Source organism: Sphingomonas caseinilytica, from assembly GCF_023516455.1.
Taxonomy (GTDB): domain Bacteria; phylum Pseudomonadota; class Alphaproteobacteria; order Sphingomonadales; family Sphingomonadaceae; genus Sphingomicrobium; species Sphingomicrobium caseinilyticum.
In genome coordinates, this window is record NZ_JAMGBA010000003.1 from 17688 (window position 1) to 43632 (window position 25945).

21 protein-coding genes are annotated in these 25945 nt (G+C 60.6%); 7 read left to right on the forward strand and 14 right to left on the reverse strand.

The window, feature by feature from the left end:
• Positions 1–13: 13 nt before the first annotated feature.
• The gene (locus LZ496_RS12050; protein WP_249904970.1) at positions 14–1279 is read left to right on the forward strand and encodes a metallophosphoesterase; all 1266 of its coding nucleotides are present in this window, start codon (positions 14–16) and stop codon (positions 1277–1279) included.
• On the opposite strand, the gene LZ496_RS12055 is transcribed toward LZ496_RS12050, so the two are convergent.
• From LZ496_RS12055 to LZ496_RS12085, 7 genes are all read right to left on the reverse strand, one after another.
• Positions 1276–3294 (reverse strand): TonB-dependent receptor domain-containing protein, encoded by a 2019-nt coding sequence (locus LZ496_RS12055; protein WP_249904971.1) that lies wholly within the window; start codon positions 3292–3294, stop codon positions 1276–1278. The genes LZ496_RS12050 and LZ496_RS12055 overlap by 4 nt on opposite strands.
• On the reverse strand, positions 3287–4087 hold the full coding sequence (locus LZ496_RS12060) for an inositol monophosphatase family protein (protein WP_249904972.1): 801 nt from the start codon (positions 4085–4087) through the stop codon (positions 3287–3289). Before LZ496_RS12060 ends, LZ496_RS12055 begins: the two co-directional genes overlap by 8 nt.
• A gap of 1 nt (position 4088) precedes the next feature.
• Complete coding sequence (iolB, locus tag LZ496_RS12065; protein ID WP_249904973.1) at positions 4089–4889, reverse strand: 5-deoxy-glucuronate isomerase; 801 nt, start codon at positions 4887–4889, stop codon at positions 4089–4091.
• Complete coding sequence (gene iolE, locus LZ496_RS12070) at positions 4886–5785, reverse strand: myo-inosose-2 dehydratase (RefSeq protein WP_249904974.1); 900 nt, start codon at positions 5783–5785, stop codon at positions 4886–4888. The genes iolB and iolE overlap by 4 nt, the downstream gene beginning before the upstream one ends.
• Positions 5782–7602 (reverse strand): 3D-(3,5/4)-trihydroxycyclohexane-1,2-dione acylhydrolase (decyclizing), encoded by a 1821-nt coding sequence (iolD, locus tag LZ496_RS12075; RefSeq protein WP_249904975.1) that lies wholly within the window; start codon positions 7600–7602, stop codon positions 5782–5784. The genes iolE and iolD overlap by 4 nt, the downstream gene beginning before the upstream one ends.
• Entirely contained in the window at positions 7599–9515 is a 1917-nt protein-coding gene (locus tag LZ496_RS12080) for a bifunctional 5-dehydro-2-deoxygluconokinase/5-dehydro-2-deoxyphosphogluconate aldolase (protein WP_249904976.1), read from the reverse strand. Before LZ496_RS12080 ends, iolD begins: the two co-directional genes overlap by 4 nt.
• A gap of 70 nt (positions 9516–9585) precedes the next feature.
• Positions 9586–10449 carry a MurR/RpiR family transcriptional regulator gene (locus tag LZ496_RS12085; RefSeq protein ID WP_249904977.1) on the reverse strand — a complete coding sequence of 288 codons (864 nt, stop codon included), beginning with the start codon at positions 10447–10449 and terminating at the stop codon, positions 9586–9588.
• 116 nt (positions 10450–10565) lie between these two features.
• On the opposite strand from LZ496_RS12085, the gene iolG (LZ496_RS12090) reads away from it, so the two are divergent.
• Complete coding sequence (gene iolG / locus LZ496_RS12090; protein WP_249904978.1) at positions 10566–11567, forward strand: inositol 2-dehydrogenase; 1002 nt, start codon at positions 10566–10568, stop codon at positions 11565–11567.
• A gap of 3 nt (positions 11568–11570) precedes the next feature.
• Positions 11571–12560, forward strand: coding sequence for an inositol 2-dehydrogenase (gene iolG / locus LZ496_RS12095; protein ID WP_249904979.1), 990 nt, complete (start codon positions 11571–11573; stop codon positions 12558–12560).
• Between the two features lie 21 nt (positions 12561–12581).
• Here iolG (LZ496_RS12095) and LZ496_RS12100 read toward each other — a convergent pair whose 3' ends face one another.
• The 6 genes from LZ496_RS12100 to LZ496_RS12125 form a co-directional block, all read right to left on the reverse strand.
• Positions 12582–13331: an ATP-binding cassette domain-containing protein gene (locus LZ496_RS12100; protein ID WP_249904980.1), complete on the reverse strand. Its 750-nt coding sequence runs from the start codon at positions 13329–13331 to the stop codon at positions 12582–12584.
• Positions 13328–14359, reverse strand: coding sequence for an ABC transporter permease (locus LZ496_RS12105; protein ID WP_249904981.1), 1032 nt, complete (start codon positions 14357–14359; stop codon positions 13328–13330). The genes LZ496_RS12100 and LZ496_RS12105 overlap by 4 nt, the downstream gene beginning before the upstream one ends.
• Complete coding sequence (locus LZ496_RS12110; RefSeq protein ID WP_249904982.1) at positions 14359–15339, reverse strand: sugar ABC transporter substrate-binding protein; 981 nt, start codon at positions 15337–15339, stop codon at positions 14359–14361. The genes LZ496_RS12105 and LZ496_RS12110 overlap by 1 nt, the downstream gene beginning before the upstream one ends.
• Positions 15340–15609: 270 nt before the next feature.
• Positions 15610–16239, reverse strand: a complete 630-nt coding sequence (locus LZ496_RS12115; RefSeq protein WP_249904983.1) for a tyrosine-type recombinase/integrase — start codon at positions 16237–16239, stop codon at positions 15610–15612.
• Between the two features lie 108 nt (positions 16240–16347).
• Positions 16348–18363 carry a M28 family peptidase gene (locus LZ496_RS12120; protein WP_249904984.1) on the reverse strand — a complete coding sequence of 672 codons (2016 nt, stop codon included), beginning with the start codon at positions 18361–18363 and terminating at the stop codon, positions 16348–16350.
• 159 nt (positions 18364–18522) lie between these two features.
• Positions 18523–19119 carry a TetR/AcrR family transcriptional regulator gene (locus LZ496_RS12125; RefSeq protein WP_249904985.1) on the reverse strand — a complete coding sequence of 199 codons (597 nt, stop codon included), beginning with the start codon at positions 19117–19119 and terminating at the stop codon, positions 18523–18525.
• 96 nt (positions 19120–19215) lie between these two features.
• Between LZ496_RS12125 and LZ496_RS12130 the strand changes: the two genes are divergently transcribed.
• The 4 genes from LZ496_RS12130 (at position 19216) to LZ496_RS12145 (ending at position 23916) form a co-directional block, all read left to right on the forward strand.
• The gene (locus LZ496_RS12130) at positions 19216–21375 is read left to right on the forward strand and encodes a TonB-dependent receptor (protein ID WP_249904986.1); all 2160 of its coding nucleotides are present in this window, start codon (positions 19216–19218) and stop codon (positions 21373–21375) included.
• Positions 21375–22394, forward strand: coding sequence for an alpha/beta fold hydrolase (locus tag LZ496_RS12135; RefSeq protein ID WP_249904987.1), 1020 nt, complete (start codon positions 21375–21377; stop codon positions 22392–22394). Before LZ496_RS12130 ends, LZ496_RS12135 begins: the two co-directional genes overlap by 1 nt.
• A gap of 123 nt (positions 22395–22517) precedes the next feature.
• Positions 22518–22955 (forward strand): hypothetical protein, encoded by a 438-nt coding sequence (locus LZ496_RS12140; protein WP_249904988.1) that lies wholly within the window; start codon positions 22518–22520, stop codon positions 22953–22955.
• Positions 22927–23916, forward strand: coding sequence for an SIMPL domain-containing protein (locus tag LZ496_RS12145; RefSeq protein ID WP_249904989.1), 990 nt, complete (start codon positions 22927–22929; stop codon positions 23914–23916). Before LZ496_RS12140 ends, LZ496_RS12145 begins: the two co-directional genes overlap by 29 nt.
• A gap of 197 nt (positions 23917–24113) precedes the next feature.
• Here the strand turns inward: LZ496_RS12145 and LZ496_RS12150 are convergent, their stop codons facing one another.
• A complete protein-coding gene (locus LZ496_RS12150; protein ID WP_249904990.1) occupies positions 24114–25871 on the reverse strand; it encodes a TIR domain-containing protein in 1758 nt (585 codons plus the stop codon).
• Between the last annotated feature and the right edge of the window lie 74 nt (positions 25872–25945).

Below are 25945 nucleotides of genomic sequence, written 5' to 3' on the forward strand. Positions count from 1 at the left end.
AAGGGCTAATCTGATGCGCGGCTATCTGTTGGGCGCGACCCTGTTCCTGGCCGGTTGCGCAAGCACGCCACCTGGCGCGGTTTCGCCACAAGGATCGCGGCCCTACGCGATGCTGCTGTTCGGAGATCACGGCTACGATCTAGATTACCTCGAAGCGGACGAGCGCAAGCCGCCCCTAACGCTTGAACAGGCGATCGCCGTCGAGCGCGAAGAATGGGCCGAGGACAAGCGGCCGCCCGCCGAATTCGCGCCATCTGCGATGATCCAGCTGCCCGATACCGGGGGTTATGTCGCCGCGAGTGGAATGATGCCGGTCGCAAAGGCGATGCGCAGCTACTGCCAGACTGCGCAATGCGATTCCGCCGTCATGCTCGGCGACAATATCTATCCCAATGGCCCGACGAGCGGCGCGGACGGCATCAGCGATGCCAAGCGCTTCAACGAGATCCTGCTAGAACCTTATAAAGATTTCGGGAGCATCGCACCCGACTTCCGGATCTACGCAACGCTCGGAAATCATGATTGGCGGACCTCGCGGGAGGCTGCGCTATCCGAAGTCCGCTATCTCGAAACGACCAAGCCCTTTTACATGGACGGGATCTTCTATCGGGTCAGTCCTCCGGGCCGACCCGACGTCGAGATCTTCGTGCTGGACACCGAAGTGCTGCTGGCCAACGAAAAGGTTTACGAAGCCGAGCTGGCGGATGACGGAAGCGAACTTCCGGGCACCACGCTCGAAGAGCCCGAGCCGTGGACAAAGCCGCAAAATGAGGGCGAGCGGAACATGGTCGCCTGGCTGGAACAGTCGCTTCGGCAATCGACCGCTCGGTGGAAAATCGTGATGGCACATCACCCCATCTGGTCCTCGGCAGGAAGCAAGTTCCAGCAGGCCCGTGTCCTTCGGCGCCTGATCCTGCCGACGATGTGCAAATATGCCGACATGTTTTTGGCGGGCCACGAACATACGCTTGAGCTTCATACCGACAGCTGCGCGGCCGCTGTGCCCGGCAGCAACCTTCCGCCACTGCCGCAGATAGTGTCAGGCGCGGCGGCGAAGCAGCGGCCGGTCAACAGCGCATTCATGGCTCACCAGGCCCGCAACAATCCGGAGTTGAAGACCAGCTACGCCAAGGGCCTGATCTGGGGATATGTCCACCTGACGATGGACGGCGACCAGGCAACCGCGCGCGTCTTCACCACGCCGAACGATGGCAGCGGCGCCAACGTGCTAGAAGCCACCGAACATTACGCGCGCCGGACAGGTATCCTGCCTCACTAGCCCTCGTCCGCTCCAAACGCTCGGCGGATGCTTAGCGTAAATATCGGGTCGGTGTTGATCCGCCTGGTTTCGATCGATTCCAGGACGTCAAACGTTCTCAGCCCGTCATATTTGTCACGCTGATCAGTCAGCTCGTCCCATGCGACGTTCTCGACTTCAGCACGGATCCGCCAGTCGGACGTCGGCCGAAACTCGACATGCACCCCTAGCGCCGTGCCGGTCCGTTCGCGCCGAACCTCGTCGAAGCGAAATTCGTGCTCCTTCTCGGACAGCGTCGCGTCCACTCCCCAGCTCCACCGCCCACCGGGAAGGTCGTGCGTGAAGCGAAGCTCGCCCTCAAACGGCTTGTCTTCCGAAATGGTGCGTTTCTCTCCGGTAATGGGATCGGTCACGCGGCTTTTCAGGAAGGTAAGATCAGCCCGAATTTCCATTCCGCTGAGGCCGATCTGATCCAGCGGCGCAGTAAGCTCGGCGCGCAAGCTTGTCCGCTTGCCTCGACCGATGTTGCCCACCGCATCGAACAGTTCGCCATCGCTTTCGACGACGACGCGGTCGATGACATCGTCGATCCGCTCGCGGCGGAATGTCAGGATGAAGGAGCCACCATCCCAGAAGCGTTGTTCGAACAACGTCGAGAAAGACCAGGTGGTAGGCGGCGTCAACGACGGCGCGCCCGCCACCACATCGTCCCGATCAAGCTCGACCGACGCAACGAAATCCTCAAAATCGAGCTGGGCGGCCTCCCTTTCCAACGTGGCCTGGATCCTCGTTCGACGGTTGTCCCATGACAGCCGAATCCGCGGTTTCCAGAACAGGAAGTCATCGTCTTGCGATGCATCCCCGGTGGACCGAATCGCGGAATATTCCGCACGCAGACTGGTCTCCAACGCCAGGCTCTTACTGGCTTGCCACGTTGCGCCAATCGCCGCCTCGGCGCGACGTTCGCTAACATCGACGTCCGATCCGGTAATTGGGATCGGTACGCCATCGCTGCTCAGTTCTGCGTCGCCGGTCAGCCTGTTGAGAGCCCCCTCGATGCTGCCGAAGTACTGCAGGCTTCCGCCCTCGTGGCGATATTCGGCCCGGGCCAGCGTTTCGCTGCTGCGTGTGCTCTCGGAGAATAGCTCATCCTCCTCCTCGGCATCGGCATCGAGCCATTCCGTCCGTTGGGTCACGAGGGCTTCCAGTTCGCCCTGGCCCAATGAGCGTTGATATTGGACGCCGATTTCGGCGCTCCATATTCTTTCCCGCTCCGGCGCTTCGACCTCGATCCCGTCCTCGGTAGAGCGAATCTTCTCGCGCGTTACGGCGCGAGCCCCGCTGAGATTGGTAACCAACTCCCCGTCGCCCAGCGTCAGGTCGTGCTCGACGCTCGCCGATAGCGTCCGCACATATTCTCTCTCGTCGCGGCCGATGACTCGCTCGACGGCCCCGTCTGGATCAGTTTCGACGATCTCGCCGGAACCAGAGTCTTCATCAATTTCCGTGGCAAGCTCGATCGCGGCGTCCAGGCGGCTACGGGTTCCGTCGCGCGAATATTCGACCCGCCCGTCTGGCTGGATACCGATTTCGTCGGCAGCGCTAATCCCGCCGAGGACAGAGCCTGAACTCGCCACCTGTTGACGCCGCACCACGTTGGCAACCAGATCAAACCCGCCGGTCGCAGCACCCTTCTTCCCGCCGCGGATCAGTTCGATCCGAAGTACCGAAGCTGCGGGAATGCGTTTCAGCATTTGCTCCAGGCTGTCCTGCTTTCCTGACGGCGTCCGGCCGTCGAAAAGGACGTTGCCGCGCGATCCGGTGTAGCCGCGAACTTCCTCGTCCACTTCGATCAGTTCGAACCCCGGCAGCTTTCGAACCATGTCGTAGGCATCGGCGGGCTTTGACGATGCAAAGAAGTCGGGCGTGAACACCTGCGTCCCAGCGGTCTCCGGAGCTTGCGCATGGAGTGCGCCACAAATCGCGACAGACAAAAGGAACAGGTATGCTTTGGGCGTAGCGCCGAGCTTAGCCATCTACCGGAGCGATCGCGTCGACCAACTCGGAATGAAGCTGCGGGACCGAAGCAAGTACGGTCCCATTGTCGAGAACCAGGGGTTGTCCGAGCGTATCAGTTACGATGCCGCCTGCCTCTTCGACGATGACTACGCCGGCTGCGATATCCCACGCGTTTATGCTTTGCTCCCAATAAGCATCGAACCGACCGCAGGCGACGTACGCCATATCGACCGCTGCCGCCCCAAGCCTGCGAATGCCGGAAACGATCGGCGTCAATCGCGCCATTTCTGCGGCAAATTGTTCGTGTCGCGGTTTACTCGCGAAGGGAATTCCGACGCCCAGGACCGCTTCGATCATTTGCTGTCGAGAGGAAATGTGGATTGGCTGGTCGTTGAGATAGGCTCCTTGGCCCCGCTCGGCCCAGAAGGTCTCATCCAGAAGCGGGATATGGGTCACCCCGGCGACTGCCCGGCCATTGGTGGCGAGTGCGATGTTCACCGCGAACAATGGCAGGCCGATGAGAAAATTCGTCGTGCCGTCGAGAGGATCGACAATCCAGACATTGTCGGGATCGTCACCCGCAACCAGCCCACCCTCTTCGCCGAGGAAACCGTATTCCGGACGGAATGAAGACAACCTTTCGCGAACGGTTTGCTCGGCGCGCAAATCCGCCTCGCTGAACATGTCGTCCAGGCCTTGCTTATGCTGAACCTGCAGCTGGGCAATGTTGGCGAAGTCGCGCTTCAGCCCTTCGCCGGCTGCGAAGGCCGCATCCAGCATCGCTGCAATGAGGGGTGAACGGTCAGCCATGCTACTTGCGCACGATCCAGTCGTGCGTCGGATCGTTACGGAAGATCCAATGGCGATCGGGCCCCGCCATGACGTTGAGATAGTAAAGGTCATAACCGTGCGGCGCGCCGGCGGGATGATAGCCGCGCGGGACCATCACCACGTCGCCGTCCTCAACGGAAATCGTCTCGTCGATTGAGCGATCGTCGGTATAGACGCGCTGGACTGCAAAGCCCTGCGGCGGATTGAGGCGGTGATAGTAGGTCTCCTCAAGCGCGGTTTCCTCGCCTTCGGTTGCGGTATCATGCTTGTGCGGCGGATAACTCGACCAATGCCCGCCGGGAGTAATTACCTCGACGACCAGCAGGCTTTCCGCAGGCTCAGTCTCAGGCAGGACATTTCGGACGAAACGCTGGTTGGTTCCCTGGCCCCTGACTTCACGGCTCATCCGCGCCGGATCGATCAGTCGCGGCTCGCCTCGGCCTTGCCCGGGGGCCGAGCCGATCGCGAGTTCGACGGGCGTTTCTGCGGTAACCTCAAACGGGACGCCCGCCGGGACATAGACCGCGGCCGGCGGGATATCGTCGAACACGCTTTCGCGCGTTCCTGCCCGTTCGAGCACCAGTTCACCGGCGCGGACAGACGCCGTTCCGGCAAGGATGACGAGGCATGCTTCGCGGTCCGGCGCGCCTCCATCGTGCCGCTGGCCCGGTTCCAGTTTCACGACCTGGAACCCGACGTGCGACCAGCCCGCGGACTCCGGGGTTACCTCGAGAACAGAGCCATCGGCCGCGGGTGCATGTGGTCTGACACGGAGCGTCATTGGACCGCCTCCAATCTTGCGAACCGGGCGTGCGTGCGGAGCGTACCCAGTCCGATCTTTGCATAGGCCCGCGGATCAGCAATCGCTGGATCCTGCTCTGCCTCTACGATCACCCAACCTGCATAGCTCATCTTTGCAAGGGCATCGAACAGGGGCTGGAAATCGAGGTTGCCGTCACCCGGGACAGTGAACATCCCTTGAAGCACTCCATCAAGAAAACTGTTCCCGCCGCTCAAAACGGATTCGAATATGCTTCGGCGAACGTCCTTGCAGTGGACATGTGCAATGCGTTGTGGGAACCGCTTCATAATCGAGACTGCATTGATCCCGCCGAGGGCGGCGTGGCCCGTATCTAGCGTAAGGCCTACCGTTTGACCCGTAACCTGCAGGAAGCGGTCCAACTCCGCGCCGCTTTCAATCACAGTCCCCAGATGATGGTGATATGCAAGACGTAGGCCCTGCCCTTCGACGAAATCAGCGACCCTGGTCATCCGTTCGCCAAAGACCTTCCATTGGTCGTCACTCAGGTCAGGCGATTGGTTGAGCGAGCGGTTCCGGTCACCGTGGATGGCGTTGCTGGTCTCCGCGATGATGAACACATTGCAGTCTTGCGACTGGAGCAGGTCGAGGTGACGCCGCAGCGCTTCGATTTCGGCATCCGCATCTCGCACCAATAGGTTCGAGCTGTACCAGCCGCCGACCAGCGCGAGCCCATATTTGTTCAGAAGTGCCCGAAGTTCCTGAGGCTCGCGCGGAAACTTGCCGCCCAGCTCCACGCCGGCGAACCCAACTTCCTGGATGTCCCGAAGCACATTTTCCAACGGCGTGTCTCCGCCGAGCTCGGGCATATCATCGTTGATCCATGCAATCGGGCTGACGCCAAAGCGGATGGTCACCGCCGTACCTTTCCAATCTGCTCATCATAGGATTTGCGCGCTTCCGCCACGCTCGCGCGCTTCGACACCTCGGCCACCGCAACGTCCCACCAGGCGCCGCCGGCTTCAGTGCTCCGTTCGGGATCGGTTTCGATCACGACCACATAGGTCTGGTCGGCCGCAAGGGCGCGCCCCAAAGCCGCTTCGAGTTCGGCAAGAGAAGCAGCCTTCTCCGCAATCGCGCCCAATGCCTTGGCGTGCGCGACAAAATCGATCCGCGACGTTGCAGGCAAGAGATTATTGAAGCGCTCGCCGGTGGTAGTCTGTTGCAAGCGATTGATGCACCCGAAACCCAGATTGTCGAGTACGACGATGATGAGCTTCGCGCCCATCATGACCGATGTCGCGATCTCGGAATTGAGCATGAGGTAGCTTCCGTCGCCCAGCATGACGACGACTTCGCGGTCCGGTGCGGCGAGCTTTACGCCAAGTCCACCGGCAATTTCGTAGCCCATGCAGGAATAACCATATTCCAGATGATAGCCGTCGCTGGCCTTTGAGCGCCAAAGCTTATGCAATTCGCCCGGAAGGCCGCCGGCGGCACCGACGACGATGGCGGTATCGGGGACTGTTCGCCAAACGGAGCCAATGACCTGGGCATCGGACGGAAGCTTCTCGTTCCCGGCCGCGGTTGCTACATCCCAAGCCGCATTCCAGTCCTCGACCGCGGAAGCATGGCGATTGCGGACCTGCGACCGCCACTCTCCAAGCTCCTCCGACAGTGCGTCGAGCGCCAGCTTGGCGTCCGCTACCAGTGCGAATGCACCCCGCTTGTGAGCATCGTGAGGCGATACGTTGATCTGGACCAAGGTCGCCCGAGGATTCTCGAAAAGAGTCCAGGAGCCGGTCGTGAAGTCCTGCAGCCTTGTCCCGATCCCGATGACAAGTTCTGCTTCGGCAGCGGCAGCGTTTGCGGCGCTGGAACCCGTGACGCCGATGCTTCCGAGCGACTGCGGATGATCCCACGGCAAGCTGCCCTTGCCGGCTTGGGTCTCGGCAACCGGTATCCCGAATGCGGAAGCGAAGCTCGCCAGCTCGTCGGATGCGATGGAATAGTGGACGCCGCCACCGGCGATCAGCAGCGGTGCCGCCGACTGCCTGATCGCGTCCGCCAGCCGCCTGATATCCTGACGCTCCGGAGCTGCCCGGCGAATGCGCCAGACGCGTCGTTGGAAGAAGCTGTCGGGATAATCGAACGCTTCCGCCTGCACGTCCTGGCAAAAGGCGAGGGTCGCCGGTCCGCAGCTTACCGGATCGAGCATGATTGCAAGCGCACGCGGAAGAGCATCGAGCAGCTGCTCCGGCCTGACAATCCTGTCGAAATAGCGAGAAACGGGACGGAAGCTGTCGTTCGCCGACACCGTGCCGTCGCCGAAATCCTCGACTTGCTGAAGCACCGGATCAGGCCTTCGGCTGGCGTAGACGTCGCCCGGCAAGAATAGCACGGGTAGCCGGTTTACATGGGCGAGCGCGGCGGCCGTGACCATGTTGGTCGCACCGGGTCCGATCGACGACGTGCAGATCATCGCCCGTCGCCGCCGCATCTGCTTGGCGTAAGCAATCGCGGCGTGTGCCATCGCCTGCTCATTATGCGCGCGGTAGGTCGGCAGCAGGTCCTGGACGTCGGTCAGAGCCTCGCCCAGGCCGGCAACATTTCCATGCCCGAAAATTGCCCAGACCCCGGCAAAATAGGGGGCTTCCGCTCCATCCAATTCGACATATTGGTTCGCCAGATAGCGGACGCATGCCTGAGCTGCCGTGAGCCGGATCGTGCTCATTGCCCAGCCCCGCTTTCGGCCCGCGCCGAACGCCACCCCTCTACAAGTGCCGAAAGCCTCGATGCCATCGTGCTTATCGCTTCTTCGTCGTCGATCCGGTCGGATAGCCAGTCCGTCGCGACGTCGTGGAATATGGAGCGTCCGACTGCAAACCCTTTGATCAACGGAAACCGGGCGGCAGCATTGAACGATGCAATGAGATCCGGGATCGGTGCCGAGAGCCCGAGCATCAAAATTCCTCGGCACAGAGGATCTCGATCCTCAATTACGCGAACAATATTGGCCCATGCCGACTGATCGCTGGACGGTTCCAGCTTCCACCAGTCCGGGCGAATGCCGATGTCGTAAAGCCGGTCGAGTGCGCGCGCGGTTGTCTCTTCATCTACCGTCAGATGCGATGGCGGGATGATTTCCAGCAGCAGTTCGTGCCCGGTTCGCCGGCAGGCGGAATAGAGGCGGAGCAACTGTCGTTCCTGTCGTTCCTTCAGTTCCGGCGGATCGTCCGGATGATAGCTCGCCAGGCATTTGACGACATGCGTCAGCGGCCAGCTATTGAGCTCCATGCCTACGTCGTCATCGCCTTCAAATTCCAACGGGCGCGACCGTGGCGTTTCGATTGGCCGTCCGATCCAATAATTACGATCGGCCAACTCCGCTAGGACGCTAAATCCGAACCGATCGTCGATCAGCATTCCGAACCTCGGGTCCCCCCCGGCGACACGGTCCAATGCACTCAGCGCCAGCTGCTTGAACTGGCTGACGCGCTCGTCCGAGCAGCCCAAGTCGCGGATCAGCTCTTCGAACTGGCTGCGATGGTCGATCGCCAGCACTGACAATTCGCCATAATGATTCAGCCGCGTCGTTGCCCAATGCAGGTGCTCCAGGTCGCGATCTTCACGAACCCGGAATGGAATGTCGGTCCGGCCAAGAAAGCTGTCGAGCTCCGCTTTCGTCGGCATTGCCGGAGCGCAGCCGTGGCGGGAAACGACGATCGCGCCGCAGGCATTGGCGAGCCGGCAGCATTCCTCGACGGGTGCGTTGCGAAGCCACCCGGACAGGAAGCCCGCCATGAACGCGTCGCCGGCGCCGAGTACATTGAATACCTCGACGGGGAGGCCCTGGACCAACAATCCATCTTCGACTTCCGACGGAATTTCTCCCAGGAAGGCGACGCAGCCTTCGGCCCCCAGCTTGCAAACCAGTAGCGCATCCGTAGTGCGCCTAACGGCCCGAATTGCACTGATCGTATCGTCGTTCCCGCCAAGGATGCGCATTTCCTCTTCGGTGCCGACGACAAGATCGCAATAGGGCAGGATAGACTGCAGCCGCTCCGAAACCGCGTTCGAAGCGACATAGCGGTTCTCACCAAGGTCTTTCCCGGTGAGCCCCCACAGTACGGGTCGATAGTCGACGTCGAATACCACTTTCCCGCCGCTGCTCTTGGCGAATTCGATTGCTTTCAACGATGCTTCGAACACCGAAACGGTCGACAGGTGCGTCCCGTTGACGAGAACGGCTCCGGCGCACGTTACAAGCCGTTCGTCGATGTCACCGATATCGATCGCCATGTCCGCGCAGTTTTCCCGGTAGAAGATCAGCGGGAACTGCTCCCGGTCTCGAATGCCCAGGATGACGAGCGCGGTCAGCCTTTCGGGGTCAGCGCCAACGGCACTGACGTCGACGCCTTCGCGTACAAGCTGCTCGGTAATGAAGCGCCCCATGTGGTCGGCACCGACACGGGTGATGAGCGCGCTCTTCAGTCCAAGCCTGGCCACGCCGATTGCCGTGTTGGTCGGGCTTCCGCCAACATATTTGGCGAACGAGCCCATGTCCTCAAGCCGTCCTCCGGCTTGCTGCCCGTAAAGGTCGACGCTCGATCGGCCAATGGCAACCAGGTCCAGCGATTTGGTCAAAGTCGTCAGACGCCCCTATCTGCTCCTTTGAAACAACTATTCCAACATTGGAATTTCCGCAATGAGCATTTCACTTTTTGCGGGCAACCTTTCGGCTGCCCTCGGCTTCGAACGCAAATCCGATCACAACCGCCTGCGCCAGGCACATCGAGGCAGCAAGCGACCGAAAGCTGCGGACTTCTGAATCATGCACTTGGAGGGCGATGTCGGCCGCCTTGGCGATCGGGCTAACGCGGCTATCGCTAATCGAAAGGATCTTCGCGCCATTGCGCGTCGCAATCTCGGTCAGCTCGACCGTCTCCGGCGCATAAGGATGGAAGCTGACGGCGATTAGAAGGTCCCTGTCATCGATCGTGTTGGCCTGTGGCCGGGCTAGGCCTCCGACGCCGTCGATGAATTGGACATGCTTGCCGAGCTGCTGAAGCGAGTAGGCCAGATAGGCGGAAATCGGAAAGGCGCGCCGGAACCCCGCGACATGGACCACGGCCGCGTTTGCGATGAGGTCGACCGCACCGCGCATTTCCTTCTCGCTGACCGTCTCGCTGAGGTTCTGGAGTGCGAGAATATTTCCTTCGACGAATTCGGTCAGGAGGCCTTCGCCCGCCGCGGTCCGGCTGACCGACTCGCTGAAACGGCGGACGCGCTCCCCATAACCAATGGCGTTGTTGGCCGAGAGCAGGCCGTCGCGGAACAGCCGTTGCATCTGGCTGGCGCCGGAAAAACCGAACGCCTGGGCGAAACGGACGATTGCAGAAGGTTGCACGCCGCAGCGCTCCGCGATCACCGCAAGCGTTTCGAGCGCGAGCTCATTTGGCTCGTCCAGGACATAGCGCGCGACTTGCTTCAGGCGCTTGCTAAGCCCGTCATAGTCTTTCAGCAGCAGAGTTCGGAACTCTTCCGCGGTTGCAGGCGGCTTGCGGATCTTGTTTCCCATTTTCCCTCGCTAGCGTTCTGGAATATTCATTCTCACCGTGGAAATCAAAAGCCATTTACGGCAATTCCAAAATTGGTATTTGTGGGAACAATCATTCCAACTCAGGCGACGGGCTAATGAAGGTACATAATGTGGCACTGGTCGGCGCCGGGCGCATGGGCGGACTCCATGCGCGTAATCTCGCCGCCAGTCCGCGCTTTCGGTTAGCGGCGATTGCCGACCACAGCGGGGAATTGGCCGGCAGCCTCGCCGACGAGCTGGGTTCGACAGCCGCAACCTATGAAGAGATTCTCGGCGACGATAGCATTGTGGCAGTGGTGGTCGCGAGTTCGACCAGCTCGCACCTCGAAAATGTTCTTCTCGCTGTGGGCGCTGGGAAATCCGTATTCTGCGAGAAACCGCTTTCGCTTGACGCCGATGCGTTGGCTGAGGCGCTGCCCCAGATTGAGCAATCTTCGAGACCAGTCTTCATCGCTTTCAATCGCCGCTTCGATCCGCATCTCACGGCCCTGAAGGCGCAATTTTCGGCCGGCTCGATCGGAAATCTCGAGACGCTTCACATCATCAACCACGACCCGGCGTCGCCACGGCTAGATTTCATTCCGCGAAGCGGTGGGTTGTTCAAGGATTTCACCATCCACGACTTCGACACGGCCCGGTGGCTCGTCGGGGAAGAATTCGTGGAACTCTACGCGGCGGGCGCCTGTCTAATCGATCCCAAGATCGGAGAGCTTGGCGACATCGATACCGCGAAGCTGATTCTAAGGAGCGCAAGCGGGGTGCTCTGCCTGATCAGCAACAGCCGGCGGACCGGCTATGGCTACGACCAGAGAGTCGAGCTGTTCGGGTCGAAAGGCGCCCTGCGCGTCGGCAATGTCGCCGGTTCCACGGTTTCGACATTTGATGAAGGCGGGGGGCATGGAGCGGCGTTCCCCTATTCCTTCGCCGAACGCTACGCCGAGGCGTATCGCGCCGAGCTCGATCATTTCGCTGATGTCCTGGACGGTGGCGCCGCGCCGTCGACAGGGCCGCGCGACACGCTTCGCGCACTGCACCTTGCGGACGCCGCGGAACGATCGTTCAGGGCCGGGGCTCCTGTCATGCTCCAGGGGGATTGAGCAGTGCATAATATCGCCGTCATCGGTGCCGGCCGCATCGGACGCATCCATGCTTCCAACGCCAAGACCGATCCGCGGATCGATCTCAAATATGTCGTGGATCCGATCGCCAGCTCGGCCGACGATCTGGCATCTTCGACGGGCGCTAAGGTTGCAGGCCTCGGAGAGGTGCTCGCAGACCCGGATGTGAGCGGCGTGGTCGTCGCCAGTTCGACGGACACCCACCTCGAATTCAGCGTGGCCGCCACAGCCGCGGGCAAGGCGGTATTTTGCGAAAAGCCGATCGATCTCGACCTGTCCAAGGCACGCGCCGCTGCCACCGCACTCGGCAGCGACGACGCCAGGCTGTTCCTGGGCTTCAATCGCCGCTTCGATCATAATTTCCGGCAGCTGCGCGATCGCATCCACTCCGGCGAAATGGGCGCATTGGAAACGTTGCACATCATCAGTCACGACCCGTCGCCGCCACCGATCGACTACGTCCGCGTGTCGGGAGGGATGTTCAAGGACATGACCATCCATGACTTCGACATGGCCAGATGGCTGCTGGGCGAAGATCCCGTAGAGGTCTATGCGGCAGCGACATCCGTCGTGGACCCGGCGATCGGCGAGGCCGGCGATGTGGATACGGCGAAAATTCTGCTTCGAACGCAAAGCGGCAAGATCTGCGTCATCAGCAACAGTCGCAGAAGCGGTTATGGCTATGATCAACGGATCGAGGCTTTCTGCGCCAAGGGGCTGCTGCGCGCCGGCAATGTGCTGTCTTCCACCGTCGAGGTCTGGGGCGAGTTCGGCTCGCAGACCGACGCGCTGCAGAACTTCTTCCTCGACCGGTATGCCGGCGCCTACCGGTCGGAGATGTCCCATTTCGCGGACATATTGGACGGCGCGACACCGGCGGTCGGATACCAGGACGGCATTTCCGCCCTCGCTATCGCCGAAGCGGCCATGGAAAGCCATTTGGGATCGAAGGCCGTCGCCATCCGCTATTAATCGGCGAGCCGTGCGGGCGAGCTAGGCCGAAACCGATCCGCTCATCAGCGCCTGCAATTCATCGGCCGTCACTTCACTCTTCGCCCGGCTGTCCAATGTTCGCCCCCGGTTGAGGACCGTGAATCGGTCTCCGACCTGAAGCGCGTGGCGTACATTGTGAGTGATGAAGACGACGCCCAGCCCCCGCGATCGAACCTCGTCTATGCATTTGAGGACCATCGCGGTCTGGGTGACACCTAGAGCTGACGTGGGCTCGTCGAGTATTAGGACCCGGGCGCCGAAATAGACCGCCCTGGCGATCGCAACGCATTGCCGTTCCCCGCCTGAAAGCGTGCCCACGGGCCGGCCGGGATCCCGAAGCGTGATCCCCATCCGTTTCATTTCATCGCGCGTGACATCCGCCGCCCGGTCGCCATCGAGCATTCGTATTGGGCCAAGGCGTTTGATCGGTTCACGACCGAGGAAGAAATTGCGGGCGACCGACATCAGCGGAATCATCGCGAGGTCCTGGAACACGGTAGCAATACCGCGGTCGAGCGCGTCACGGGGATCCCGGAATAAGGCTGGCTCGCCGTCGACAAACAGCCCGCCTTCGGACGGCTGGTGCACCCCGGACAATATCTTGATCAAGGTTGACTTGCCGGCGCCATTGTCGCCGAGCAGGCAGTGAACCTCGCCCGGTCCGACATCGAACGACACCCCGGAAAGCGCAATGACGGAGCCAAAGCGCTTGGCGACGTCGCGGGCGGAAATAAGCGGCCCGGAGCTCACGATCTTTCTCCGGCCACGCGCTTGCGGACGTAATTGTTGAACAGCACCGCCATCAGCAGCATCGCACCGAGGAAGACCTGGTACCAATCCTGGTCGATGCGGGTGTAGGTGAGGCCGATTACGACCATTCCGAATATGATCGCGCCAAAGAAAGCGCCCACGACCGATCCGAATCCCCCGGTAAGCAGGCAGCCGCCGATCACTGCGGCGATGATCGCTTCAAACTCCTTCTGAAAGCCGCGCCGCGCATCCGTCGAGCCGGAATCCAATACCGTAAGTATGGCTACAAGCGCCGCGCAGCAGGCCGTGACGATGAACAAAATGGCCTTGACGTCTGCAACCGGCACACCGGAGTTGCGCGCGGCTTCAGCGTCGCCGCCCGATGCCAATATCCAGTTCCCAAACCGAGTTCGGGCAAGGACGAAGGCGCCGATCGCCGCCACCGCCGCGAACCACAATAGCTCGATGGGAATTCCGGATACGTCGCCCGTAAACAGCGGAAGAAGCGAGCTGCCGGTCACGGACTCGCGAATGCCCCGCAACTGGGTCGAACCGCCGGTTGCCCATTTGAGGCCGACCAAACTTAAGCCCCGCAACATGAACAGCAGCGCGAGCGTGACGATGAAGGACGGCAGGCCCGTCTTCAACACGATCTGGGCATTGAGGGCACCGATGGAGATGGCGAAGGCAAAGGTGAGCAGGATGGCGACTGCAAGTGGCGCCTGCCATACGACCAGGATGGCTCCGAAGACGAAGCCGGCGAATGCCACCATCGACCCGATCGAAAGATCGAACTCACCGGAGATCATCAGAAGTGCGGCGCCAACCGCAAGGATGCCCAGCTGAGCGGCCGGGCTCATCACGTTCATCAGGCCCGCCGCCGTGAACATCGCTGGATCGGCGGTGAAAAGGAAGAAGAGGGTGACGACGAGAAGTCCGCCGACTGCTCCCAGCTCTGGTCGTTTGACCAGCTCAAGAAAGCGTTGTGCTGGCGGTGGCTGAGCCTCGGGCTCTTCTGCGCCGCCCATCAACGGATCGCCTGCTTGGAAAGCTCCAGCACCTTGGGTGCATCCGCGCGAGTGACGAAGCGCGGGCCGCTTTCGATCAGCCGGTTGGCCGGCATCAGGCCGTAGCGGACGTTGTTGGTAAGCAGCACGGTGCTCAGATAGCCCTGGAGAAAGGCTTGCGGGTCAACTGCGAACGTGGCCTCTCCGCGACCGAGCGCTTCAAGAAAGCCGGGCGAAAGGTCGAACGACGCGATCTTGACGGGTCGTTGCGCCTCCCGCACCGCCTCGACTGCAGGATCCCCGGCCAGCGGAGCGCTAAGCGTGACAAGCGCATCGATCGCTCGATCCCCTGCCAGTACCGCAGCGATTTTCGATCTGATTTCCTGATACTCGTTGGATGTCGGGAGGACAGAGACAGGGCCGGCAAAACCGTCCTTCACTCCCCTGCAGCGAGCATCAAGAGCAGTGTTGCCGACTTCATGATTGACGCAGGCGACTTTCCTGGCCCCCACCTGCTTCAACCGCTCGCCAACGCGCTTCCCGGTCTCATATTCGTCCTGGCCGATATGGATCAAGGACCCAAGTCCAGCTGCTACGTCGGATCCGGAATTGATCGATACGACTGGAATCCCTGATTGCACTGCCGCACGGATGGAAGGTCCAAGCGCCTCGGCGTCCGGGATGGTGACAATAATACCCGCCGGATGCTGATTTGTGGCCGACTGGATGAGTTCGGCCATGCGAATCATGTCGAATGTCTCCGGAGCCCGATATTCGAGCCCGACCCCCATTTGCCGGGCCGCTTCTTCGGCTCCGTTCCGGACGATATTCCAATAGGGATCCGCAGCTTGCCCATGAGAGATCATCACGATCCGTTCGTTACCCGAACCGTCGTCATGACTTGCCGTCGGCGACGCACTTTTGAATGCAGTAATGCCGAGCATCACGCCAAGTATTAATGCGACGCACGCTGCCCAGAGGAGTTTGAGCTCTGGTGACATTCTCGTCCTCCTTGGCCGCCATGCGCCCGCGCCCAACCGTGCCGACTTCAGGCTGCCTCCGCAATAGGTGTCGAAAGGCGCGAACTCGCAGCTAATGACAGTAATGGGTCGAAACCTGCCATTGGCCTGCAACATGAACCAACGGCAGCATTAGGGAATCCGCGCAAACCAGCTGGACGCCCAATTTGGGCGCAAAGCTGCCATAAACGGACAGTCTGCAAACGGCCAAATGAGGCCGGCGCCCGTACGAGATGAGCGCCGGCCGGGTAGTCACACTTCGGTGGCCTCAGCCAAGCTGAGCGCGTCTTCAACCTCCACTCCCAGATACCGGACAGTGGTCTCGATCTTCGAGTGCCCAAGCAGAATCTGCACTGCTCGCAGATTGCCGGTTTGCTTGTAGATCAGAGCAGCCTTGGTCCGTCGAAGCGAGTGGGTTCCGTAGTCTTCCTTCCGAAGCCCAATGCCACTGACCCACTCTTCAACCAGCCTCGAGTATTGGCGCGTACTCAGATGATCGAGGCGATCGACGCGGCTCGGGAAGACGTAGTTTTCCAGCGAGCCGCCACGCCGTTCCAGCCATGCGAGTAAGCTTGCACGGACGGGTTCGAGCAGCTCGAACTGAACCGGCCGTTTCGTCTTCTGCTGGATGACCATAGCGCGATTTCGAACGCGACCGCCCGATACGAGATCACCGATGCGGACCTTCACCAGATCGCAGCCGCGAAGTTTGCTATCGATCGCTAGGTCGAAGAGCGCCCGGTCTCGCAGTCGATGCTCCCGATCGAGCATGAAGCGGATCTCCCAGATCTCCTTGGGTTTGAGCGGCCGCTTGGCTCCAAGCTTCTTTCCCGCGTTCCACGCTGGTCCTTGCTCAACTGGGTCGTATGACGAGTGTCCCATCGTCGTTCTCCGTTGGCCGGAATTGGCCTGCGGAAAAACGAGCTGCACGACCACATCTGGCCGCTTTCGACTCAAAGCGGACATTAGGAGGCTGGGTCAGGGAACTGGCTACCTGATATTGTCTGCCAGCCCCTCGAGGAGGCCGACCTTTTCCAGGGTCGCGAGAAATTCCGCGACTTCCTCAACCGGAACCGAAGCGATGGTTGCGGACAGGAAGTCCCGGATATCCTGGACATTGCGGGTCCCGTCGACCAGGTTTAACGCCTCGTAGGCGAAGCTTGCCGTGTCGCCCGGACCTTCCCGGTCGAGCAGGGCAGGCCGCGGCAGGCCCTTCCCTTGTAGCTGGTCGTCCAGCCATGAGTAGCCGAAGCCAGTCATCGGGCCCTTCGGACTGGCTTTTCGCCGGTAGATCAAAGCCCCCGACCCTTGCGCAGCCGCCGCCGGAGCGATGGCCGCTCCGGCCATCCCGGTGCCATTTGCCGGTTGAAGTCCAAATCGCGATAGCGACTGCGCTTCGGAGACGTCAGCATTTTGAGAGTAACGCTCGACCAGGGCGGCGTCCGCAGGCGCCATGGCAGCTGTCTTGCGCAGTTCGGCGGCGTGGCGATCCAGCCGTTCCGCATGCATCATCCGATCAAGCAAGGGGACGTCGTTCTGGCCGAGGTTAGCAAGATACCATCCGGCACTAGCGCCGATGAAGATCGCTCGTTTGAGTTTGGTCGGGTCGAGATTCTCGGGAACGTCTCGCTGGGTGTGGATGAAGCGATCCGGCCAGTCGGCCAAGTAGATGACCGGGATGCGCCAACTGCTCTCGGCCCAGACGGTATGATCGCTGCCTTCGGTAAAGCCGCCGACTTTCGCCTGCAGTGGCCGCTTGCTTCCCTCGGAATCGAGCAGGGGCCAGTCGGCAGCGCCGGTATCCGCGTAGGCCAGCGACTGGCCGTTGACCCACCTGGCGATCGCAAAGGCTACGTCGTCCACAAAGCTCGGGAGGCTGGGAGGCGAGCCTTCGACACGGAGGATCGACTTTGTCTTTTCCGTATCGCCCCCGATCATGTCGAGGTGGATCGTGGCGAGCGTACGGCTGGCAAACTCAGGCCGCGCATTGAGCAACGAGATCGTGCATTCCACCTCGCATGGCCAGATGAAGCGGATCGTCCGTTCCGGCTTGGGTAACTTCCCTTCTGCAATCAGGCGGTTCAGGACCCGGGCGATTTCCAGTTCACCGGCACAGCCGCTGGCATTGTCGTTGGCGCCCGGCGATGGATGATCGAGGTGGCAGGAAAAGACGATCTCGTGCGCGCGGTCCTTGCCGGGAATGACAGCGGTGGGAATGAGATAGGATCCCGGCGACCTCCCAGCCTCGACGCGGGCACGCAGCCGTACCTGCTGTCCGTGGCGGAGGCGTTCCTGCCATTCATGCGCACGGGCCGGCGACACCATGAATGCGAAAGCCGGGTTCTCCCAAGTGTCGAGGTGTCCCCAGCGGATGAGGCTCTTATCTTCACCCCACCAGCCCTGTTTCTGGTTCTGGGCCCACGAGACGATTCCGGCAGCGCCATATCTATTTACCGCCAATCCGGCCACCGCTTCAGGCTGGGCCGAGACCAGGACCAGCTTTCCGCGAACGCTCTTGCCCGCATAATCCGCCTCGGTCGTACCCGTGCCGACGTCGACCAGGTCGCCACTGGCACTTCCGCTGATGCTGTCCTGGGCCAGGGTGATCGGCTGATCATTCCACGAGGCAATCCGCTCCGCGTCGGCCCAGGCGTCGCCGTTGCGACGTTGTTCCCAAAGCTCGGCAAAGCTGGCGTTCCATGCAGGCCGCGCGCGCTGCGTTCCGTAGAAGGTCTTACCGTCGGCTGGCAGGGCGATGATTTCGACCTCTTCCAGACCGTAGCCGCGAAGCCGGTCGCGGATTAGCTCGGCGGCTTGGCGATAGCCTTCGGACCCGCGCATTCGGTGACGGAGTGACAGGGACTGAACGGTCCGCTTGGCAGCCGTCCCCGAAGCTTCGGATGAGATCATCGATGCGGAAGCGGCGTCGATTAGCGGAGGCCGTTGCCGAGCAGTTGCAGGTGCCGCCATCAACGATCCAGCAAGCAGAAGCAGTTGGCGCAGCATCGACCTATCCCCCCAGTTCGCCACAACGTTAGGCTGAGCCCGGAGCGATGGCCAGCAATGTCCGCTTTCGACCCATTCCTGCCATTAGCGTTGCCAGATTGGGGCGGCAGACTGCCGCTAGCGTGGACCCAATGGGTTGGGTCGATTGAGTGATGCCCTTCAGCCTTGACCCGACACTGGGACGCGGTCGCCACCGATGAGAAGGTCGATCAACTTCTTGACGGATTCGATCAGTTCACTGTCAGTTCGATCAACGATCGCCGTATTCGCCATCATGCCGACAGCAAAAATCCTCAGGATCTCTGCCGCCTGGGTGGCATCTTTTGGTGATGGCCCTTCGGACGCTGAAGCAAGTCGCCGGAGGGCCATGGCAATCGACTGATCGAGGTCCCGCAGATTCGTTTGGAAGGTCGACCGGAGCTCAGGATGGGACAGGCTGTAGGTCCAGGCTTCCAATTCAAACCTGGAAGCTGAAACGTCTCCGTCGTGTTGAAAAGGCATAAGTCGACCAATCAGCTCATCGACCGTTTCAACCTGCGGAGAACTGCGGATTAGCTCGCCCTGCTCTCGTGCAATGGCGAGAATCAGATCGTCCTTGGACTCGAAATAGCCGTAGAAGTTGCCCTTGCTCACACCGGCTTCGGCGCAAATTTGATCCACCGACACATTGATCCCATCGCGATTGAAAGCGCAGTGAGCTGCTTTCAATATCTGCATGCGGCGCTTGGCAGCCGTCTCCGGGCGAATTTTGGGCATCGCCCTATGCTTAGAGGGCCGAGCGTTCCTTGCAATCCGCCGATTGACAAAATGACTAGTTAGTTCATTTTGTGATTCTGACAGGGGAGGGATTGCATGCAGAAGCCAACCGTTTCGTCCGTGGCAAGATTCATGGGGCGGTCGATCTTTTTGGGATCGATGGCAGCTTCGGCAGCATTTGCGCAGGATGCGCCAGCGACCGCCGAAGTTGAAAATGCCGATATCGTTGTGACCGCCACAAAGAGGGCGGAACCGGTTCGCGACATTTCCGCTTCGGTGACAGCTTTCGACGAGGCGTCGCTCGAGAACATCGGTGCTCGCAGCTTTGTAGATTATCTGACGCGGACGCCCGGCGTCGTCTTCAACCAGACGGTACCCGGCAACTCCACGGCCATCATCCGCGGCGTGGCCACCACCACCGGAATTGCGCAGGCTCAGGGCACGACGGGCTATTTCATCAACGACGTTCCCATGACCGAACCGTTCTACTCGGGCGGAATACCGGACCTCGATACGTTCGATGTCGATAATGTCGCGGTTCTGCGTGGCCCACAGGGTACGTTGTTCGGATCTGCTTCCCTCGGCGGTGCAATCAACTACCAGGCCCGCCGGCCCGACCTCAACTCAGTCGACGTACACGTTCGCGGCACTCTTGAGACGGTGGCCCACGGCGACGAAGGCTACTCGGCCAATGCAATGGTCAATGTGCCGATTGTGAATGACGCGTTGGCAGTGCGGGGTGTGCTTAGCCATCGCAGCATTGCTGGATTTGTCGACAACATCGGAACCGATGATGACAATTCAAATCGGACAACCATCAACGGTGGGCGAGTCCAGGTTACGATGAAGCCAGCGGATGGCACAGACCTGAATTATCTCTTCCTGCGTCAGGTCGAAAAGACGCGTGATGCCGGGGGCGTCGAGCCTGAACTGGGCACCTTCGAAAAGAGCACGCTAATCGCGGAGCCGTTCCGCTACGAAACCAACATTCACAACCTGAGGCTCGACCAGGACCTTGGGTTTGCGACGCTCATCGCAACTGCAACCCATCGGAAGAAGGAATTCTCGGGAACGCAGGATTTCTCTACCTTTGCCGGCGGTGCCCTATTGGACTTTGCACCAATCGCGTTTCTTGAGCCCGGAAAGATCAAAGGCGACTCGTTTGAAGTGCGCCTCGCATCACCCGTGGGAGAGCGGTTCGAGTATATTGTCGGCCTGTTCCACGATCGAACCTCTGAAAAGATCAGCAATGTGCTCGATGCTCCAGCTGCGGCCGGCGTCTTCGGGTCTTCTGTGCTGCTGGAAGCGCTGGTCGACATTGATGCAAAAGAAAGCGCCGTGTTCGGCGAAGGCAGTTTCCGGGTCTCGGATGCGTTCAAGATCACGGCTGGCGGACGATTGTTCCACACGGAGCTGGACTCCACCACCACCACTGGAGCTGGCCCATTCACCGGGCCGGTAACGACCGTTGAAGAGGGCGGTTCAAGCGAAACCGGATTTTCACCCAAGCTCGCGCTGACCTGGACGCCAAACGATGATGTGATGGTCTATGGCCTTGTATCGAAGGGCTTCCGCTTTGGTGGACCCAACATCGCCAACGACCCAGTCTTTGAAATTCCGAGCCAGTTCGATTCCGACTCTCTCTGGAATTATGAGCTTGGAACCCGCCTTACCCTGGCAGATGGCAAGCTCCTCCTGGACGGCACAATCTACTGGGTGAACTGGTCGGACATCCAGGTCACGCAAAGAAGCCCGAGCGGGTTCACCTACACGGCAAATGCCGGCAAGGCTCGGAATCGGGGTTTCGAAGCCGGGCTAACTTGGCGGCCGATCCGCGATCTCACAGTGCAAAGCTCTGTCACCTATCTAGATGGTGAACTGAGGCGCGATTTCGTCACCGGCGCCGTCGTCATCCCGGAGGGAACCACTCTTCCTGGAGCTTCCAAATGGCAGACCGCGACTTCCATTTCGTACAATGCCCGCCAAGCCAAATACGCACCACTCTTGTCGCTGAGCCATCGCTACGTCTCAAAGGCGCCGGGCGAACTTACTCCATCGCCTCAGACGCAGGGCGGGTATAATCTGTTTGATGCGCGAGCTGGTGCGACACTTGGCCATTTCGAGGCCACCCTGTTCCTTGAAAATATCGGAGACGTTCGTGGCATCTCGCAAGCCACCTTGGGTCTCGTGCGTGGGCCGATCGACTATTACGTCCGGCCGCGCACCTTCGGTCTGACGCTGGATTATCGCCTCTAATGAGAAGCGCGGTAATAGCCGCATTCGCGGCACTGCTTTTTGCTGCGCCGGCTTCTGCAAAGGACACCGCCTGCACGTCCGCAGCGATCGGCGGCGACAGCTACTGCCAGCTGAAGTCCGTCCGGCTTCACTACATCGACCATGGCGGTCAGGGTCCGGTCGTGATCTTGTTGGCGGGCTTGGGAAGCTCGGCCCATGTCTTCGATGAATTCGGACCGCTGCTGCGACAGGGGCACCGTGTTATCGCCGTCACGCGTCGTGGCTATGGCCAATCCAGCGATGCATCGAATGGTGACTATTCGAACGGGGCCTTAGTCGGCGACCTGCTCGAACTGATGGATCACCTGGGGATCCAGCGAGCCTCATTCGTTGGCCACAGCCTTGCCGGCGGCGAGCTAGCGACGCTTGGATCAAAGCACCCTGAGCGCGTCGATCGCTTGGTCTACATCGACGCCGCCTATGATCGTTCGGAAGTGCCATCGTTGATGGCTGCCCTGCCTCCGTCAGCATCGCCTTCGCCAACCGCACTCGCCACCGTCGCTTCATTTGCCGAATGGCGTCAGCAGGCGCTCGGAGTTCGCAGTAAGGCGGTCGTTGCTGATGTCGCTGCAACCATGCAGCAGGGACCCAAGAGCGTCGCTCCGAGGACGGATCAGAAAACAGCGGGTGCGGCTTTGGCCGGAGATATTGCCGCCAAGGCCAAGTGGGAGGAGATCGCCGCCCCTTCGCTTGCCTTCTACACTTCCAAGGACGTGGCAGAGCAGGTTCCACCCGAAGCGAGCGCCGAACAGCGGCAGGCGTTCATCGATTACTCTGTAAAGGCACTGCGACCGTGGATGCTTCGCCAGCAAGCCGAATTCCTGTCACGCCGGCAGTGCGGAGCGGCGTTGGAAGTGCCTCGGAGCACACATCACCTATTTCTCGAGCGCCCCGCATGGTTGGCAGCAAACATCCTGGCATTTCTTGCCAGCACCAAGCCATGCGAAAGCGTTTTCAAAACTGTTGATCCGGTGCGCTAGCCGCCGCCTTTCTAGTGGCAGCTTTCCACCCACTGCGGTCATTGGGGATTGCCGGGATGCAGGTGGCGTTTCAGCAAAAGCTCACATCTTGCTCATGACGTTGCCTTGCCGCTCATGCACGATGTGTCCTCAACAACCGGAGACGCACGGATGTGGGGCAAGTCGGCGCGAATCGCCTATCGCCTAGGTGTCGGAGCAGCGCTGGCGGCTTCCATCCTGCAGGTCTGGATGAACCTTGCGGTGGGCATCGTCGGCAGCAACGACAATCCGGTCAACCAGGGCTTCTTCGGCGTCGTCGCGACAGCGGCGGCGTGCGCCTTCGTCGCCCAACTCCGGCCCGACGGCATGGCGCGTGCCATGTTTGCGGTCGCCGGCGTGCAGCTGCTGTTGGCCATAGCCGTAGCCACCGCGCCCTCGACCGCGTCGGATCCGATGGGTGCAACAGGTGTCCTGAAGCTAAGCGGCTTCTTCGTGCTGCTCTGGCTGATCGCCGCCGCCCTCTTCCACCGAAGCGCGCGGTCGGAGGCGGCAAGTGCGGACCTTTTGCGCGAACTGCCCTAATGGCTGCTTTCCACCCATTCCGGCCATCGGACAGGAACAAGCGGACGCCAGCAAAATCCCGCTGTTGGACCGTTCGGGAGTAGTTCCGAAATTCTTTTTGGAGCGTTCAAAGGATTTGCCGGGCTGTCGCGTCTTAGGATCGGGCGGCAGCTATTCGCCTGCGGAGGAGTTTCCCATGAACATTCGGAAGTATTGCGTAATATTTGCCGCAGCGGCCGCGATTGGCCACGCTTCGCTGGCCTTGGCCCAACAGGCTCCGACAGCCAGCATTTCGGAAATGGCGAGCACGCCGTTGGTTCGCGTGAACATCGGGGAATCGTTGAGAACTCCTCCAGACGAGGCGAGCATGACGGTTGGCACGCAGGCCAAAGCGTCGACGGCAACCGAAGCGGTCGCGGCCAATAAGGTAAAGACTGAAAAGCTACTTGCGACCATTCGCGCTGCAGGCATTCGCGAGCGCGACATCCAGACTCAGGGCATTCAATTGCAACCGGACTATCGCTGGGACAACGAACCCGGTGGGCGTGGACGGCAGACTCTGATCGGTTACGTCGCGAGCAATTCGGTGCAGATCAAAACGCGCAACATCGACACGCTAACGTCCTTACTTGATGCGCTCACGACGGCCGGGGCCGATACTGTCTACGGACCAAATTTCGCAATTGCCGATCCCGGTCCGCTGCGTCGTGAGGCCCGTGTTCGTGCCATGGCGCGGGGCCAGGCAGAGGCGTTGGAATATGCACGCAACAACGATTACTCCAGCGTTCGGCTTCTGTCGGTCGAGGAAGGTGTTTCCTATCGAGGTATCGAAGTGATTGTCACCGGATCGCGGGTAAGCAACGCCTCGGCGCCTCCACCGCCGCCTCCACCGCCAGCACCTGAGCGCGATGGCGGCATTGTGGCTCCAGGTCAGTTGGAAACCGGCGTAACCCTAAACCTGCTCTACCGGATGGAACGCTAGGGCCGCGTGGTTGGTGAATTGATCTTGCGCCGACATTGTCCGCTATGGGTGGAAAGCGGACATTGCACTTCGCATTGATTCAGAATCTTTCAACAACTTGGCTTCCAGGATGCTCGAATGGAAAGTCCAGAGCCAAAAGAGGCCAATCAGGTCCGCTAGTTGCTGAGCGTCCAGTCTAAGTAGGAAACGGGCATCTCTTAGCTCCTGTCCGTCTCCATGTGCAGCCGATGTTTCGCTGCGGCGAGCATTTCCCGGAAGCGAGGAACATCGCGGATCGGATCGAAGTCTGGATCGGCGTCGAGGTGCCGCAGCTGCATCTTGCTGTCCACCCTGTCGAAATACGGGCCGAGAATTTCCAGGGCCGCCTCGCGATCTTCTATTGCGGTCACGAAGGCGCAGGCGAGGTTGTACCTCATCGCCTGATTGTCGGGATCTACGAGTAGAGCTCGTCGCGCCCAGTCGCGCGCGCGGTCACGCTCACCAAGATATGCCAGCGCGCTGCTCCCCCACGCCAGCTCCACGGCGTGCGACGGGTCATAAGCGATAGCACGCTCCGCGCGCCGAACGCACATGCTGGCTGCCTCTCGGAGCTTCTCGTCGTTTCCAAGCGCTTGGTAGCAGCTCATTAGCATGCCAGCGCTCGACGTATCGGTTTCCATCATCGATGCCGCCTTTTCGAAGAACGGAATCGCTTCGCTGTGACGGCCGTGCCGGTACAAGAATGCCGCCATTTCGCGATTGGCTTCCCAGGATTCAGGTGCAAGCTCGAGTGCTGAGCGGATGTGCCGCTCCGCTTCCCTGGATAGCCCTTCGTCCTCGAGATACCGGCCTTTGACGCAATGCGCCTCTGGTAAGTTGGGATTGAGCGCAAGCGCGCGCTCCGCCGCCGGCAAGGCGTCATCCTCGGTACCATGCCAAAATCTAAGGAGCGCCTGGGCCAATGCCATCAGCGCCCACGCCTGGGCGTAGTTCGGATCCAGCGTTGTTGCCTCACGGCATAGCCGGACGATCAACCGGTGGCGCGCAGGGTCAGTGAACCCTCCGGTAACCCACTGCTGTCTCGCCATAAGATAAAGGCTGTAGGCGTCGACGTTTGCCGTCCCACGATCTTCGATCGCCTCTCTTTCCTGTGGAAGGAGCCGAAGCTGCAGCGCGTCGACAATCGCCTTGGACATTTCGTCCTGAATTTCGAAAACGTCGGTAAGGTCCCGGTCGAAGCGATCGGCCCACAGATGCTTGCCCGTCAACCCATCGATCAGCTGGGCATTAATTCGAATACGATTGCCCGCCTTGCGCACGCTGCCTTCAAGGACGTGAGTGACCTTGAGCAACTTGGCCACCTCCTTTACATCCGGATTTTGACCCTTGAAGCCGAACGCCGTGTTGCGCGCGACGACATCGAGCGCGGAAATTTTCGACAAGTCCGTCGTGATGTCCTCGCTGATCCCGTCGCTGAAATATTCCTGCTCGGGATCGCCGCTCATGTTAGAGAAGGGCAGAACGCAAATCGACAATTTGGACTGCGCCATTCCCACAGCAGGCTGGGTGGAAAGTCCGGCATGCTCGGTTACGCAGATGCGTCCGATCGCATCCAATACTCTGTCGAGCTCTGCCGGACGGCCATTACCGTTCCAGAAGCCCAAGTCGATCGAATGAAACTGACGAAAGCCGAGTGGCGGCTTGGCAGATCGGATCGCGACGGGAACCAGACGGTCGGAGTCACGACCCTCCGCCGCTTCGTCCTGGACCCAGGCTGACTCAACCGACGCTGCGGACCAGAGCACGACGACCGCTTCCGCATTCTTCAGGGCGCGGTCTATTTCCTTTGCAAAACGCGAGCCGCCATGAAGGCGGTCATCCCACCAGACGTCATGGCCGGCTTGGGCAATGAGATCCGCGAGCCGCCTTGCTGCATCCGCGTCATCTCGAGCATAGCTCAAAAAGATCCGTGACACGGTTCCTCCCGCTCGGCTGATGTAGTTTGCGCTGATCGACCGCGACGTTCAAGCGGGACGACAAGAATGAAACT

What these genes read in the sequence shown, in the direction of transcription:
- iolG (WP_249904978.1), top strand. Translation starts at nt 10,566, where the DNA reads ATGAAGGTACATAATGTGGCACTGGTCGGCGCCGGGCGCATGGGCGGA.
- iolB (WP_249904973.1), bottom strand. Translation starts at nt 4,889, where the DNA reads ATGACGCTCCGTGTCAGACCACATGCACCCGCGGCCGATGGCTCTGTT.
- iolD (WP_249904975.1), bottom strand. Translation starts at nt 7,602, where the DNA reads ATGAGCACGATCCGGCTCACGGCAGCTCAGGCATGCGTCCGCTATCTG.
- LZ496_RS12085 (WP_249904977.1), bottom strand. Translation starts at nt 10,449, where the DNA reads ATGGGAAACAAGATCCGCAAGCCGCCTGCAACCGCGGAAGAGTTCCGA.
- LZ496_RS12125 (WP_249904985.1), bottom strand. Translation starts at nt 19,119, where the DNA reads ATGCCCAAAATTCGCCCGGAGACGGCTGCCAAGCGCCGCATGCAGATA.
- LZ496_RS12120 (WP_249904984.1), bottom strand. Translation starts at nt 18,363, where the DNA reads ATGCTGCGCCAACTGCTTCTGCTTGCTGGATCGTTGATGGCGGCACCT.
- LZ496_RS12115 (WP_249904983.1), bottom strand. Translation starts at nt 16,239, where the DNA reads ATGGGACACTCGTCATACGACCCAGTTGAGCAAGGACCAGCGTGGAAC.
- LZ496_RS12050 (WP_249904970.1), top strand. Translation starts at nt 14, where the DNA reads ATGCGCGGCTATCTGTTGGGCGCGACCCTGTTCCTGGCCGGTTGCGCA.
- LZ496_RS12055 (WP_249904971.1), bottom strand. Translation starts at nt 3,294, where the DNA reads ATGGCTAAGCTCGGCGCTACGCCCAAAGCATACCTGTTCCTTTTGTCT.
- LZ496_RS12130 (WP_249904986.1), top strand. Translation starts at nt 19,216, where the DNA reads ATGCAGAAGCCAACCGTTTCGTCCGTGGCAAGATTCATGGGGCGGTCG.
- LZ496_RS12135 (WP_249904987.1), top strand. Translation starts at nt 21,375, where the DNA reads ATGAGAAGCGCGGTAATAGCCGCATTCGCGGCACTGCTTTTTGCTGCG.
- LZ496_RS12110 (WP_249904982.1), bottom strand. Translation starts at nt 15,339, where the DNA reads ATGTCACCAGAGCTCAAACTCCTCTGGGCAGCGTGCGTCGCATTAATA.
- LZ496_RS12105 (WP_249904981.1), bottom strand. Translation starts at nt 14,359, where the DNA reads ATGGGCGGCGCAGAAGAGCCCGAGGCTCAGCCACCGCCAGCACAACGC.
- LZ496_RS12060 (WP_249904972.1), bottom strand. Translation starts at nt 4,087, where the DNA reads ATGGCTGACCGTTCACCCCTCATTGCAGCGATGCTGGATGCGGCCTTC.